Source organism: Izhakiella australiensis (assembly GCF_002006995.1).
Taxonomy (GTDB): Bacteria; Pseudomonadota; Gammaproteobacteria; order Enterobacterales; family Enterobacteriaceae; genus Izhakiella; species Izhakiella australiensis.
This window is the reverse complement of record NZ_MRUL01000022.1, coordinates 15,413-29,494: the sequence shown is the minus strand read 5'-3', so window position 1 is coordinate 29,494 and position 14,082 is coordinate 15,413. Positions and strand designations below refer to the sequence as shown.

At 55.0% G+C, this 14,082-nt stretch carries 10 protein-coding genes; 2 read left to right on the top strand and 8 right to left on the bottom strand.

The window, feature by feature from the left end; genetic code table 11:
- Positions 1 to 556: 556 nt before the first annotated feature.
- The 6 genes from sanA to metG all read right to left on the bottom strand — a co-directional run bounded on the left by sanA (position 557) and on the right by metG (position 7,471).
- Positions 557 to 1,276 carry an outer membrane permeability protein SanA gene (gene sanA, locus BTJ39_RS20795; protein ID WP_078004639.1) on the bottom strand — a complete coding sequence of 240 codons (720 nt, stop codon included), beginning with the start codon at positions 1,274 to 1,276 and terminating at the stop codon, positions 557 to 559.
- Positions 1,277 to 1,412: 136 nt separating this feature from the next.
- Positions 1,413 to 3,110 carry an NAD-dependent malic enzyme gene (locus BTJ39_RS20790; protein WP_078004638.1) on the bottom strand — a complete coding sequence of 566 codons (1,698 nt, stop codon included), beginning with the start codon at positions 3,108 to 3,110 and terminating at the stop codon, positions 1,413 to 1,415.
- Positions 3,111 to 3,235: 125 nt separating this feature from the next.
- The gene (gene cdd, locus BTJ39_RS20785) at positions 3,236 to 4,126 is read right to left on the bottom strand and encodes a cytidine deaminase (RefSeq protein ID WP_078004637.1); all 891 of its coding nucleotides are present in this window, start codon (positions 4,124 to 4,126) and stop codon (positions 3,236 to 3,238) included.
- Positions 4,127 to 4,255: 129 nt separating this feature from the next.
- The gene (locus BTJ39_RS20780) at positions 4,256 to 4,945 is read right to left on the bottom strand and encodes a CidB/LrgB family autolysis modulator (protein WP_078004636.1); all 690 of its coding nucleotides are present in this window, start codon (positions 4,943 to 4,945) and stop codon (positions 4,256 to 4,258) included.
- Positions 4,942 to 5,325, bottom strand: a complete 384-nt coding sequence (locus tag BTJ39_RS20775; protein WP_078004635.1) for a CidA/LrgA family protein — start codon at positions 5,323 to 5,325, stop codon at positions 4,942 to 4,944. The genes BTJ39_RS20780 and BTJ39_RS20775 overlap by 4 nt, the downstream gene beginning before the upstream one ends.
- Before the next feature lie 112 nt (positions 5,326 to 5,437).
- Positions 5,438 to 7,471 carry a methionine--tRNA ligase gene (gene metG / locus BTJ39_RS20770; protein WP_078004634.1) on the bottom strand — a complete coding sequence of 678 codons (2,034 nt, stop codon included), beginning with the start codon at positions 7,469 to 7,471 and terminating at the stop codon, positions 5,438 to 5,440.
- 197 nt (positions 7,472 to 7,668) lie between these two features.
- Between metG and apbC the strand changes: the two genes are divergently transcribed.
- Positions 7,669 to 8,781: an iron-sulfur cluster carrier protein ApbC gene (gene apbC / locus BTJ39_RS20765; protein WP_078004633.1), complete on the top strand. Its 1,113-nt coding sequence runs from the start codon at positions 7,669 to 7,671 to the stop codon at positions 8,779 to 8,781.
- Between the two features lie 31 nt (positions 8,782 to 8,812).
- Here apbC and BTJ39_RS20760 read toward each other — a convergent pair whose 3' ends face one another.
- Complete coding sequence (locus tag BTJ39_RS20760) at positions 8,813 to 9,235, bottom strand: GNAT family N-acetyltransferase (protein ID WP_078004632.1); 423 nt, start codon at positions 9,233 to 9,235, stop codon at positions 8,813 to 8,815.
- Positions 9,236 to 9,671: 436 nt separating this feature from the next.
- On the opposite strand from BTJ39_RS20760, the gene BTJ39_RS20755 reads away from it, so the two are divergent.
- Complete coding sequence (locus BTJ39_RS20755) at positions 9,672 to 11,276, top strand: methyl-accepting chemotaxis protein (protein WP_078004631.1); 1,605 nt, start codon at positions 9,672 to 9,674, stop codon at positions 11,274 to 11,276.
- A 490-nt stretch (positions 11,277 to 11,766) separates the two neighbouring features.
- On the opposite strand, the gene BTJ39_RS20750 is transcribed toward BTJ39_RS20755, so the two are convergent.
- Positions 11,767 to 13,956 (bottom strand): TonB-dependent siderophore receptor, encoded by a 2,190-nt coding sequence (locus BTJ39_RS20750; RefSeq protein WP_078004630.1) that lies wholly within the window; start codon positions 13,954 to 13,956, stop codon positions 11,767 to 11,769.
- Between the last annotated feature and the right edge of the window lie 126 nt (positions 13,957 to 14,082).

The window sequence follows — 14,082 nt, the reverse complement described above, 5'->3', positions numbered from 1 at the left end:
TTGCGGGAAACGACATCCGGTTTTTAATCGATAACACCGTGGGCATAGATTTGCTGAAGGCGGCATCCGTTTTAATCGATGAAGGCTTTGGGTGCGGGTTTTTGACGACAGTGATTATCTTCTGCTTAAAAGCTAAGGTGAGGTTGCAGGTGTTTAACCCGGCGCAGACTTGCTTTTATCTTTTCACTAAAAGCGATGAAGAAGTTTACGGGGGAGGAGAAGGTCTGGCTGATTTCAGCAGGCTCGCGGTCAGGGATGGCCGTGCGCCAGGCCACACGGAGTGCTTGTGCCGGTGCAGAAAGCAGCCGGGCCTTCTGTGACCGGAGTGCCGGGCTTGCAGCAATCAAGGTCTGCCGTCCGCTGGCAGGCCACACGGACGTGCTTGTGCTGGTGCGGAAAGCAGGCGGGCCTTCTGTGACCGGGGTGCCGGGCTTGCAGCAATGAAGGTCTGTCGTTTGCCAGCCAGACGGGTGTAGGCTGATTTCTCCACCTTAGGCGGGTTGTTCCGTTCGCCTGCCAGGCTGGTGGTTTATTTGCCCGCTGCTGCGGGCGATGGCTATTCGATTTCCGGCGTTCTGTTCTCAGGAAGCTGCTCCGGCGTTACCGCCGGATAGCCCTGGGCGTTTTCCGGAACCGGATGGATAGCCGGGATCGGTATCAGTGGGCCGAGGAAGCGCGGCTGACGATGCATAATATAAAGATCCGCCAGCGCGCCCAGCCTGGCGCCCACCTCGCGCAGGCGGACGTTGAGCATATTCTTGGGCGAAGGAACGGCGTAGCACTGTGCCTGAATTCCCATATTTAAGGCGATAAACAGCGCCCGCTCACAGTGAAAGCGCTGGGTAATAATAATGAAGTCATTGGTATCAAATACCCTACGCGTGCGTACGATGGAATCCAGTGTGCGAAAGCCGGCATAGTCGAGCACGATATCGGCGGGATCAACCCCTGCGGCTATCAAATCGCGTCGCATGGTCATCGGTTCGTTATAGCTTTGCAGCGCATTGTCGCCGCTCAGCAGCAGATAGTTTACTTTGCCGCTGTTATAGGCGTTGAGCGCGCCCTGCATGCGATAGAGATAATATTGATTAATAACGCCGGTACGGTAGTACTTGGCGGTGCCCAGTACGACGCCGACCTGGCGGTGCGGCAGTGACTGTAGATCTTCATAAACGTAGGGGGCAGTGCGCCAGCTTACCCAGCGATCTAAAAAAAACGCCGCCACAACAACCAGGGCTATGAGGCAGATTAGTCCATAAATCAGGCGTTTCAGCATGCGTTCCGGTGCTCGCGTGGTAAAAATCAGGTCATTCAGGCTACTTTACCGCGTCCGGTGAAGCAAGTTACAAGCTACCTTCTGACGGCTTTTGCCACAAAATTCCGGGCGCAAAATGCGCCCGGATGAACGACAGTCAGATGGAAGTTCGACGATACGAACGATATTGCGGTAGCCAGAAGTTATCGGCAATTGCGCGTGACAGCACATCTTCTGAGGTAACCACTGCCACGCCGGCCAGCTGCGCGGCTTTGCCAACCTCCATGGCGATAATTTTTGACACGCCCTGGATGTCTTTCACCTCCGGAAGTACCGGCCCGCGGCCATCATTCACCAGCGGCGAACAGTCAGCCAGCGTCCGGCTGGCCGCCATCAGCATACTGTCAGTAACGCGGGTCGCCCGCGAGGCAATCGCGCCAAGGCCGATGCCGGGAAAAATGTAAGAGTTGTTGCACTGGGCAATCGGATAGCGTTTTTCCTTCCACAGAACCGGGGCAAACGGGCTACCGGTGGCAACCAGCGCCGCGCCGTCGGTCCAGCGAATGATATCCTGCGGCGTTGCCTCGACCCGTGAGGTGGGATTAGACAGCGGCATCACGATAGGACGCGGGCAGTTTTTATGCATTTCGCGAATGATTTCTTCGGTGAACAGCCCTGGCTGACCAGAAACGCCGATTAAAATATCCGGCTTCACGTTGCGCACCACATCCATCAGCGAAAGGGCATCGCTTTGCGTATCCCAGTGAGCAAGCTTGCCCTTATTTTGCGCCAGCTTGCTCTGGAAGTTGAGTAAATTGGGCTGATTGGTCGTTAGCAGGCCGTAGCGGTCGACCATGTAAACTCTGGCGCGCGCTTCTTCGTCGCTCAGACCTTCTGATTTCATCTGTGCGATGATCGACTCGGCGATGCCGCAGCCGGCTGAGCCACCGCCAAGGAAAACCACTTTTTGCTCGCTCAGCTGGCTGCCGGCAGCGCGGCTGGCGGCGATCAGACAGCCCAGGGTTACCGCCGCGGTTCCCTGAATATCATCGTTAAAGCAGCAGATTTCATCGCGATAGCGTTCAAGCAGCGGCATTGCGTTCTTTTGAGCGAAGTCTTCAAATTGCAGCAGAACCTGCGGCCAGCGGCTTTTTACCGCCTGGATAAATTCGTCAACGAAGCGGTCATACTCTTCGCCGGTAATACGCGGATGACGCCAGCCCATATAGAGCGGGTCATTAAGCAACTGCGGATTATTGGTGCCGACATCCAGCACCACCGGCAGGGTGTAAGCCGGGCTGATGCCGCCGCAGGCGGTGTACAGCGACAGTTTACCGATCGGAATTCCCATACCGCCGATGCCCTGATCGCCGAGGCCGAGAATGCGCTCGCCGTCGGTTACCACAATCACTTTTACATTCTGTTTGGTGGCATTTTGCAGCATGTCTTCAATGCTGGCGCGATTGGGGTAGGAGATAAACAACCCGCGTGCGCGGCGATAGATCTCAGAGAAATGCTCACAGGCGGCGCCCACGGTCGGGGTGTAGATAATCGGCATCATCTCTTCAAGATGATTGTCCAGCAGGCGGTAAAACAGAGTCTCGTTGGTATCCTGAATATTGCGCAGGTAAACGTGCTTGTCGTTATCGTTCTTGAACTCCTGAAACTGGCGCCATGCGCGTTCAGCCTGTTCTTCGATGGTTTCGACCGTTTCCGGCAACAGGCCGTTCAGATTAAAATCATTACGTTCTTCGATGGAGAAAGCACTGCCTTTATTCAGCAATGGAAACTCCAGCAGGATAGGGCCAGCGTAGGGTATATAGAGCGAACGCTTACTTTCGTATTCGAGTTCCATGTGATGTTAACTCTTCTGTTCTGAGAAAGTTTTGAATTTCAATCCTATGAAAAAACAGAGCAAAGTACAGCTTTTGTTAACCGGAGCTAACAAAAGCAAGTAAAAAAAATCATGATGATTAAAATTTAATCGTCATGGGGATGAATGACGCTAAGGTTGTTGCAGCCCAGCGCGGCAAGAGTAGCCGCCGTTGCCTGCTGCTGACACAAAACCGCGGCGTCTTTTTCCACCAGTACGGCTCGGTTAATTTCCAGCGGCGACTCGCCGGCCATGTTCAACATAATTAGCGCGGCCTGCAGGGGCGGCAGGCTGGGGTTGAACGCGGCGTTTTCAGCATAGCTGCCGCTAAACTGACGCCCGCTTGCCGTTTCCAACGCGATGCCGCTCCAGGCTTCAGTATAAGGCGCATGGCTGCGATTAGCGGCCCTGAGCGCCAGCTGCGCCAGCGCATCCCCCTGAACCTGCATGTGGTGATCGACCGGGTCCATCAACAGGCTGGTGATATTCAGATCGCGCGGGCCAAAGGCGTCCGGCAGGTAGCTGCCGAGGGTGGCGGGCTGGCGTCCTGGCAGGTGGATACCCAGAGTGATGCCACTGTTCAGTTCATTCATAAATTGCCGACAGTGGCCGCAGGGCGTGTAATTTACCGTGATATCCAGCAGCACCGTTTCGCCGCTCATCCAGGCATGGGTCACCGCGCTTTGCTCCGCATGCACCGTTTGCTGCATGGTCGCGCCGCTGAATTCCATATTGGCACCAAACCAGAATCGTCCGCTGGCGCCGCGGGCGATGGCGCCGACGTTGAATTTTGACAGCGGCGTCCACGCGCAGGCAGCCGCCAGCGGCAGCAGAGCAAAGGCCAGCTGCTGCTGGTCCATCTGCGTTTTAGTACACAGCGTGCTGATTTGTTCAGCGGAAAAGCTGGCGCGAAAGTCAGCAGCGGAAAGCAGAGGCGTAACGGCTGAACGCAGGTTGTCCGGCAGGGACGCCAGCGCGTGATTAAAACGTGTGTGCATGGTGGTAAACCTCTCTCACCGGATGGGCGCTCGATTTTAGCGGCGAAGCAAACGGTTATATGTGATATGTGTCACCTAACCAGTGCAATAGCTGAAACAATGCGAATTTTTGTGCGAGATCACGCAAATTCATAGCAGGGCGATCAGTAGCGGAAAAATAAACGGCGCCAGCAGAGAAGTAATAATGCCGCAGATAACCAGAGCCAGAGAGCTGAACGCGCCTTCCTGAAAATCAATCTCAGCGCAGCGTGCCGTGCCGAGCGCGTGGGAGGCATTACCGATGGCCAGACCACGGGCGGCTTTGCCTTTGACCCGGAGCAGGTTGAGGATCATATGACCAAATATCGCGCCGAGCGCGCCAGCTAATAATACGCATATTGCACTGATCGCCGGAATGCCGCCGAGGGTGCCGGATACCGCCATGGCAATTGGCGTGGTTACTGATTTTGGCAAAATGGTCGCGGCAATTTCTCTTGAGGCACCCATCCATAAGGCGATAGCTGTGCCGCTGACCATCGCCGTCATTGAGCCAATAAAACAGACGCTGATTATCGTCTTCCAGCGGGCGCGAATCTGATGCATCTGCTCATAAAGCGGTAGCGCCAGCGCGACCACGGAGGGCTGCAGCAGCTGGTTAAGGATTGCGCTGCCCTGAAAATAACGGGCATAGGGCATATGGGTAAGCACCAGCAGCGGGATTATCACTGCGACCGCAACCAGCAGCGGATTTAACAGCGGCATTTTTAATCGCGCAGACAGGCGACGGGCAAACAGGAAAACCACGACGGTTAAAGGCAGTGACCACCAGATATCGCTCATGGTTTTGATTCCTCCTGCGCGGCTTTGCCGTCGCGCTGAAAATGATGCGCGCAAAGCCCGACGGTCACCAGCACGATGAGTGTGCTGATAAGGCAGGAAACGACGATCGGTCCGAACTGCGCTTGTAGCAGGTCGGTATAATTCATCACGCCGACGCTGATCGGGACAAACAGCAGGGCCATGTAGCGAATCAGCAAATGGCAGCCCGGCTTAACCCAGTCCGGCGGCAAAATTTGCGTCGCCAGCAGCGCAAACAGTATCAGCATGCCGAGTATGCTGCCCGGGATAGTGACGGGAAGCAGCGCGGCAACGCCATTGCCGGCATAAAGGCAAAGGTAAATAATCAGAAACGCGCGCAGATAGCGCCAGAGTTGTTTCATTACTACGACCTGCTTTCATCGCCGGGCTCTGCGGTTACAGAGTGCCTGGGCTGAACCGCCTGCGGCGATGAGGTTAAAAGGGGGCGGCAGATACCGCCCCGGGACTGTTAGCCTATTTTACCTGCATTCCAGGCTGAGCGCCGCTGTCGGGGCTGAGCAGGAAGATATCTTTTCCGCCGGGGCCGGCCGCCATGACCATGCCCTCGGAGACGCCGAAGCGCATTTTACGCGGCGCCAGGTTAGCGACCATAATCGTCAGCCGCCCTACCAGCAGCGATGGATCGGGGTAGGCCGCACGAATACCGGAGAAAATCTGCCGGGTTTCGCCGCCTAAATCCAGCTGCAGACGCAATAGCTTATCGGAGCCTTCAACGAACTCCGCCTGTTGAATAAGCGCAATACGCATATCCACTTTGGCGAAGTCGTCAAAGGTGATGGTTTCCTGAATGGGTTGCTCGGCCAGCGCACCGGTCAGCGCCGGTTTCGCCGCAGCGGCAGCCTCTCCTTTAGAAGCATCGACCATCGCACTGACCTTGTCCATTTCGATGCGGCTGTAAAGGGCTTTAAAGGGCGCGATGGTATGGTTAAGCAGCGGCTGCTGAATGCTGTCCCAGCTCAGCTCGGTTTGCAGGAAGGCTTCCGTACGCTCGCTTAGCGAAGGCAGTACTGGCTTCAGCCAGCTCATCAGCACCCGAAACAGGTTGATCCCCATGGTGCAGATAGCTTGCAGATCGGCATCGCGGCCTTCCTGCTTAGCCACCACCCACGGAGCCTGCTCATCGACATAGCGGTTAGCCAGGTCGGCCAGCGCCATGATCTCGCGAACGGCGCGACTAAATTCGCGCGCGTGCCACGCATCGCCGATGCTTTGCGCGGCATCGGTAAAGGTTTTATACAGCGCCGGGTCGGCGAGGTGTGCTGAAAGCTGACCGTTAAAACGTTTGTTGATGAAGCCCGCATTACGCGATGCGAGATTGACCACTTTATTGACGATGTCGGCATTCACGCGCTGAACGAAATCCTCAAGGCTGAGGTCGATGTCGTCAATGCGGGAAGATAGCTTCGCCGCGTAGTAATAGCGCAGGCTGTCGGCATCAAGGTGGTTAAGCCAGGTGCTGGCTTTAATAAAGGTGCCACGGGATTTAGACATTTTTGCGCCGTTGACCGTAACGTAGCCATGCACAAACAGATTATCCGGTTTGCGAAAGCCGCTTCCTTCCAGCATTGCCGGCCAGAACAGGCTGTGGAAATAGACGATATCTTTTCCGATAAAGTGATAAAGCTCGGTGGTGGCGTCTTTTTTCCAGAACTCATCAAAGTCGATATCGCCGCGCTTATCGCACAGATTTTTAAACGAGCCCATATAGCCGATCGGCGCATCCAGCCAGACGTAAAAATATTTGCCCGGCGCGTCGGGGATTTCAAAGCCGAAATAGGGCGCATCGCGTGAGATATCCCACTGCTGCAATCCTGATTCAAACCACTCCTGCATTTTATTGGCCACCTGCTCCTGCAGCGCGCCGGATCGGGTCCAGCTTTTGAGCATGTCGCTAAAGGCCGGCAGATCGAAGAAGAAATGCTCTGAGTCACGCATAACCGGCGTGGCGCCGGAAACCACCGACTTCGGTTCGATAAGCTCGGTCGGGCTATAGGTTGCTCCGCAAACCTCGCAGTTGTCGCCGTACTGATCGGCGGCTTTGCACTTCGGACAAGTGCCTTTAACAAAACGGTCAGGTAAAAACATCCCTTTTTCCGGATCGTAAAGTTGAGAAATGGTGCGGTTCTTAATAAAACCGTTGTCCTTCAGGCGCCGGTAAATCAGCGTTGACAGCTCGCGGTTCTCCTCGCCATGGGTGGAGTGATAGTTGTCGTAGCTAATGTTAAAGCCGGCGAAGTCCGTCTGATGCTCCTGACTCATTTCGGCGATCATCTGCTCCGGGGGGATCCCCAGCTGCTGCGCTTTTAGCATGATAGGCGTGCCGTGGGCATCGTCCGCGCAGATGAAGTACACCTGATGGCCGCGCATTCGCTGGTAACGCACCCATATATCTGCCTGGATATGCTCAAGCATGTGGCCGAGATGTATGGAGCCATTAGCGTACGGCAGGGCGCACGTTACCATTATTTTTTTCGCGACTTGAGTCATAGTGAGACTTGCTATTCCTGAATGAAAAAGGGGCCTTGATGTTACCTGAAACCGCGCCCCGGCGTAAACAGAACCCGAATGTGATGGCGATTGTTGACGGGAATTTTTGCAGCGTCGCCGCAGCGTATAGCCACATCTGGTATGCTTAACCTTATCTGTCCGTTGCATGAACGATGAGAATAATCAAAGGAGTCGGGATGGGTTCACAATCCCCCAGTCAGCAATCACCGGAAGCGCTGCGCGCACTGGTCGTGGGTACGCTGGCAGCATTTGAGCATCCAACGCTTGAACGAAATTTAACTGCGCTGAAAGCGCTGCACCACTGCGCATTAATCGATGATACCCTGTATCTGGAACTGGTCATGCCGTTTGCCTGGCAGCAGGGATTTGAGCAGTTACAAGAGCAGGTCAGCGGCGAGCTGCTGCGCCTGACGGGCGCGCAGGCGATCGGCTGGAAGCTACATCACCAGATAGCCACGCTGAAGCGGGTTAAAAGTCAGCCGGGTATTAACGGCATTAAAAATATTATTGCCGTCAGCTCGGGTAAAGGCGGCGTAGGTAAATCCAGCACGGCGGTTAACCTTGCGCTGGCGCTGGCGGCGGAAGGCGCCAGAGTTGGCGTTCTGGACGCTGATATCTATGGGCCTTCGGTTCCCTCCATGCTCGGTTCGGATGGTGAAAGGCCAACCTCGCCGGATGGAACCCATATGGCGCCGATTATGGCTCACGGTCTGGCGACCAATTCGATTGGCTATCTGGTGACGGACGATAACGCCATGGTGTGGCGCGGGCCGATGGCCAGCAAAGCGCTGTTGCAGCTGCTCAATGAAACCTTGTGGCCTGACGTTGATTATCTGGTGCTGGATATGCCGCCGGGCACGGGTGATATCCAGCTCACGCTGGCGCAAAATGTCCCGGTAACCGGCGCGCTGGTGGTGACTACCCCGCAGGATATTGCGCTGATTGATGCGCGCAAAGGCATCGTGATGTTCAATAAAGTCAATGTTCCGGTACTGGGCATCGTCGAAAATATGAGTATGCATATTTGCAGTCAGTGCGGTCATCAGGAGCCCATTTTTGGCAGCGGCGGAGCGGAAGGTCTGGTGGAGCAATACCATACCCAGTTGCTAAGCCAGCTGCCGTTACACATTACCTTGCGTGAAGATCTTGACTGTGGACAGCCAACAGTGATCCGCCGACCTGACAGCGAGTTTACCGCTTTGTATCGTCAGCTGGCCGGTCGGGTGGCGGCGCAGCTCTACTGGCGCGGTGAGGTCATTCCCGATGATATCGCCTTCAGGGCGGTATAACAGCGCAGGCCGCAGCTGACGGCGGCCTGATCTATTTCTTCAGATGCATCAGCACGTATTTTCCCTGTTCACTTTCTCCATGAGACACCATTTGCCAGCCGCGCTGTATATAAAACGCCTGTGCGGCGGTATTGGCAGACAGACATTTCAGCGCGCCGGTTGACGTAAAGCTTGCTTCAACTTCATCCAGCAGCGCATTGCCAATCCCACGCCGCTGCCAGGCGGGATCGATATACAGGCTATGCAGAAAGTTATCGCTTACGCTAACTGCGGCAAAACCCACCCGGTGCCCCTGTTCAATCGCCACCCATACGCGTTCGCCGATAATAATCCGGTCAAAATCCTCCAGCCGCCAGGAACCCGGGTCCAGCCAGTGCCAGTTTGCCTTGCGCGAGGCTAAATACAGCGTACGCAGAAATGGGCGATCGCCCTCGGTGAAAGGCCGAATTTCCATTATTGATACTCCCTGCGGGAATCAGTTACCGGATTTAAGTTTAGTGCGCTGCGGTTAAGGCAGCGAAAAGGCCTGTGTTAGCCGGTTCACCCGCGGGCGTTGTGTCCAGGGCTGCGCTCGCCGCTGGGGCAGAAATAGCGCCTGCTGCCGGGCGAAACGTCGGCCTGAGCGTGAAGAACCGGCCCGTTCGACGGGCTTTGTTCGTCGGCGCTAAATCACCAGGATGTTTGCTGCAACGGCGCCGACTCTGCCTTAAAACAGGTTAATTTATTTCACCTAAGCTGGCCCTAAAGAGCCCTGCAGCGCGACCGATAATCATCAGTATGGTGAAAATAACACTTTATTAACAGGCCGGGCCTTGTTTCAGTTCAGTGCTGCGCATAGCAGCAGCGGCAAGTGCTAACGGCAATGATGATGGCTGAGTGAGGGGATAGCGATGAAAATAAGAAATCTCGGGGTAGGTACCCGACTTGGCAGCGGTTTTTTTCTGGTGCTGACGCTGGTAACCGGAATGGCAGCTATCGGTATATTCAGAATCAGTACCATTATGCATGAAACGGAACGCGTAACCGGTTATTACCTCGTCAACGAGCGGTTGGCCAGCGAATGGCTGTCAATTATTGACGCCAACGCCGCGTTGGGGCTATCGGTGATGGCAACCAAAAATGACGGCATCAAAAGCTTCGCCAGCGGCCGGATGAAGAAAAACTCTGAGCGCGCCAGCCAGCTGCAAAAGCAGCTCGACAGCAGTGTATCCTCCGAGCGCGGCCGCCAGCTGTTAAGTGCAATCGCTGAAAAAAGAACTGCGTACGTTACGCTGCGCGCTGAAATTATGCAGGCCAGCGAACAGGGCAATGAGGCCAGCGTTAACGAAGCGATTAAAACCCGGATGCTGCCATCAATGGGTGCGTATTCCGACAGCGTCAAGGCGTTTGTCGAGTACGAAAGGTTTATGACCGATAACTGCGGCGACACGATTCAGAATAACGGCATGTCGGCGATTCGCTTCCTGATTTTTCTGGGCATTTTTGCTATCGCCGCGGGCGGCATGTTGGCCTGGCTGATTACCCGTAGCATTACTCGTCCGCTGCAGGCTGCGGTACAGGTGGCCCGTGAGGTGGCATCCGGTAACCTCGCAATTAACGTGGTTGTCGATTCACGCGATCAGCTTGGCCAGCTGATGCTCTCCCTGCGCGAAATGACCGGAAACTTGCGTAACACCGTGCAAAAAGTGCGCCAGGGTGCTGACAGCATTACGCTGGCGGCCGCTGAGATCAGCAGTGGCAACACCGACCTTGCCAGCCGGACGGAAGAGCAGGCCGCCAGCATCGTACAGACCGCAGCTACGATGGAAGAATTTACCTCAACTATCGACAACACCGCCGCTAACACCGAGAGAGCCAAGCAATATGTCAGCGCGACCTCTTCCGTGGTGACGCAAAACGGTGCGGTGATGACCGCTGTTTCTGCGCGTATGCAGGAGATTTATCAGTCTTCTTCTAAAATGTCGGACATTATTCAGGTCATCGACGGCATCGCTTTTCAGACCAATATCCTGGCGCTGAACGCGGCGGTAGAAGCTGCGCGCGCGGGAGAGTCCGGCCGCGGCTTTGCTGTTGTTGCCGGTGAGGTGCGCACGCTGGCGCAGCGTAGCGCCTCGGCGGCACGGGAAATAAAGGTGCTGATTGATGACACCGTTGCGCGTATCGCTTCCGGGCGCAGCCTGGTTGAGCAGGCCGATGGCGGCATGGGCGAAGTGATCAATAACGTGCAGCATATGACGCAGCTGATTGACGAAATTGCCCAAGCCAGCCGTGAGCAGAGCGATGGCATCGCGCAAATTAATATCGCAATGGGGCAAATTGATACCACCACGCAGCAGAATGCTTCCCTGGTTGAGGAGTCCGCCGCCGCCGCCGCATCAATGCAGGAGCAATCGCTGAATCTGCAAAGCATCGTTAGCGTATTTCGTCTTGATGAGGCAGGTCGGGAACATGATCAGCCTGCGCTGTCCCGAACCGTACAGCCAGCACTTTTATAAGCGTTTGCCTGTATTTTCAGAAAAGGGGCGCTCATCGGCGCGGCAGGGACGCTGCGCCAGGCCAGGCTTAACAGCGCGACGTTAGCGCTCGGTCAGCTCAAGTATCTGCGCGCTTTGCGGTCTTTTACAGCGTCGGCACTGGTTGTAAAGGAGAAAGTTTTTTTCTGCCTGCATGCGGATACAGTCGCGAGCGGTATTTAATTGGCGCTCCAGCTGGCGATTATGTTGTTCCAGTTGTTTAATTCTTAATCGTAACGTATGACAGCGTAATAATAGTGGCAGCACCTTGATCTCCCAGAATAGAGCGGCGAAAAAAGCAAGTGCGAAAAGTGGCAAAAAGCGCCAACATTAAGCGCTGTTTTGCCCCGCAGCCGCTTGATAAGGATCAACCTATTGGCGGCAACCCACTATTTGACGAGGATTGATCTGACACGGCGGTCAGCATTTATTGCGTCGTTAGCCGGGGAATAAATGCTGAGCGCGCGCGACCTTAAAACACCAGCGAGTAGTTCAGGCCAAAAGTACGGCCGCGTCCTTTATAGGTGTAGAGGTCAGCAGCACCATAGGTCGGACTATAGAGACCGGGCGCGCGTTGACCCCAGACGGTGGCGTAATCTTTATCCAGCAGGTTTTCAATGCTGAAGCTGAGCTTACCGACAGGGAATTGGTAGCTGCTGAGGAAATCGACAGTGCCATAACCGTCGATTTTATTGCCCGCGGCGTCAGAGACATCGAAAGTTTGCGTACCCTGTAATCGCAGTGCCCAATTATCTGGCGCCCAGCTTAGCCAGGCGCTGGCTTTGGACGGGCTGGCACTGTCGACGCTAAGCTTGCGCCAGTTGCCGTTCTGTCGGGTTTCCGATTTGATGAGATTAAAATTCGCGCCGGTGCTCCAGTCGCTGTCAGTGAAGAAATAATCGACCTGGCCCTCCACGCCATAAATACGCCGCTTATCGTTTTCCAGACTGATAGTCATATCGTTCTTGTTAATATTAATCGTCCGGTCAGACTGCGAATAATAGGTTGCCAGCTGGCTGCGCAAACTGTCGCCCGTATAGCGCCAGCCAATTTCATAGGCGTCGACCTTAATACCATCCAGCTTTGAATCATTGACGTTAACGCTGTTTATTAACCGGTATTGCCCGTTAACCAGCTGATAGTTTCCTGCGCCGTAATATTTAGCCAGGTCGGGTATCTCGAAGCCCTGTGAGAAGTTGAACCAGAGCTGCTGCCTGTCGCTGATATGTCCGACGATACCGGCGTTAAACAGCAGGTTGTTGTAATTGGTTTTGCCGCCGGGGACCGCCTCTGCCGAACGTGCTGTTCCGTTGGCGATAGCCTGTTGCTGGGGATAACCGACAAAGTCGTCGACGGTGTTTTCGGTGTACTGATAGCGCACGCCGGCACTCAGGGTAACCGCGCTGATGTCGTAGCTGGTTTGCAGGAAGGGCGCAAAGTTAGTAATGCTGTAATCGGGATAGCGACCAACATTATAGGCATTATCCAGCACCATACCGCCACTGGCGGCCGCGCGCTCAAGGTTGAAGAACTGCTGATTAGCGGTAAAGGTTTCGTGATCAACATCCAGCCCCCATGTCAGGTTAAGCGCGTCCAGCGGTTTACTGTTGACGGTGAATTTGCCGCCGTAAAAATCGGTTTTTTGCTGCGAAGCGCCGATGCTGGTCACCGCGTTACGCGACAGCGTAGGGAAGGGGTAAAATGTCAGGCTCTCATCGCGGTAATAGACCTGGGCCACCAGATCCTGTCCCCAGAAATCGCTGTTTGAATAAGTGAGGTTAATCAGATGACGCTCGGTTCCCGGCAGGCGATCGGAGTCAAGGTTGCCCTTGTTATAGGCGCTGGCGTTGCCGGTAACCGCCGAGAAGTTTTCACCCAAAAATAAGCCGTGCCGACCATCGGACTGGCTTTTGTAATACTGCGAGGTCAGCGCAATTTGCTGATGCTCGTCGATTTTCAGGCTCCCGGTTGCCATCACATCGAGGCGATCGGAATACTGCAATCCGGTCTGCGTATTATCAATAATGGTTTCGTCGCCATTGCCGTCATACCAGCCGCCGTAGCGTTGCCAGGCGACGGAGAGTCGCCCTGATGCATTGTTATTACCGCCGCTTACTGCGGCCGCAACGTTCTCGTCGCGATCGCTGCGGCTATTGAAGCCGCTTTTAACGCCGGTTTGCAGTTCGACCTGTTTTTCCACCTGGCCTTTTTTCGTCACGATATTAATTAAGCCGCCGGTGCTGCCGCCGCCATACAACGAGGTTGCGCCGGAGAGCACCTCAATGCGCTCAATGTTAAAGGGATCGATGGCGTCCAGCTGGCGGCTATCGCTGCGCGATGAGTTCAGGCGCACGCCATCAACCATTACCATCATTGAGCGGCCGCGCATATTCATGCCGTAGTTTGTTCGCCCCTGACTGCTGACATCCATTCCTGGGATCAGCTGCGCTAACACTTCTTTAAGCTCCTTTCCTCCCTGAACCTGCTGTTCAATCTCTGCCTGTTCAATAATCCAGGTGGTTTGCGCCATATCCTCAACGCTGCGCTGGGCGCGGCTGGCGCTGACCACTAACTGATGCTCCTTTTGTTCCTCAGCCCAGGCACTGGCCGGAAGTATTGCAAGTAAACAAGGATTTAAAACCCAGAGATAGCGTTGCTTCATTCTTTTTATTCCTGATGGTCTTGATAGAAATCGTCGTTATGGCGTCAATCATTGGGCCGGTTAGCCGTGGCGCAAACGCTCTGGCGGTGTTAAGTAGATTCAGTGTTGTTTTGCGACATGCCCGGC

Coding starts and splice junctions, on each gene's coding strand:
- sanA (WP_078004639.1), bottom strand. CDS start 1,276: ATGCTGAAACGCCTGATTTATGGACTAATCTGCCTCATAGCCCTGGTT.
- BTJ39_RS20790 (WP_078004638.1), bottom strand. CDS start 3,110: ATGGAACTCGAATACGAAAGTAAGCGTTCGCTCTATATACCCTACGCT.
- cdd (WP_078004637.1), bottom strand. CDS start 4,126: ATGCACACACGTTTTAATCACGCGCTGGCGTCCCTGCCGGACAACCTG.
- BTJ39_RS20780 (WP_078004636.1), bottom strand. CDS start 4,945: ATGAGCGATATCTGGTGGTCACTGCCTTTAACCGTCGTGGTTTTCCTG.
- BTJ39_RS20775 (WP_078004635.1), bottom strand. CDS start 5,325: ATGAAACAACTCTGGCGCTATCTGCGCGCGTTTCTGATTATTTACCTT.
- metG (WP_078004634.1), bottom strand. CDS start 7,471: ATGACTCAAGTCGCGAAAAAAATAATGGTAACGTGCGCCCTGCCGTAC.
- apbC (WP_078004633.1), top strand. CDS start 7,669: ATGGGTTCACAATCCCCCAGTCAGCAATCACCGGAAGCGCTGCGCGCA.
- BTJ39_RS20760 (WP_078004632.1), bottom strand. CDS start 9,235: ATGGAAATTCGGCCTTTCACCGAGGGCGATCGCCCATTTCTGCGTACG.
- BTJ39_RS20755 (WP_078004631.1), top strand. CDS start 9,672: ATGAAAATAAGAAATCTCGGGGTAGGTACCCGACTTGGCAGCGGTTTT.
- BTJ39_RS20750 (WP_078004630.1), bottom strand. CDS start 13,956: ATGAAGCAACGCTATCTCTGGGTTTTAAATCCTTGTTTACTTGCAATA.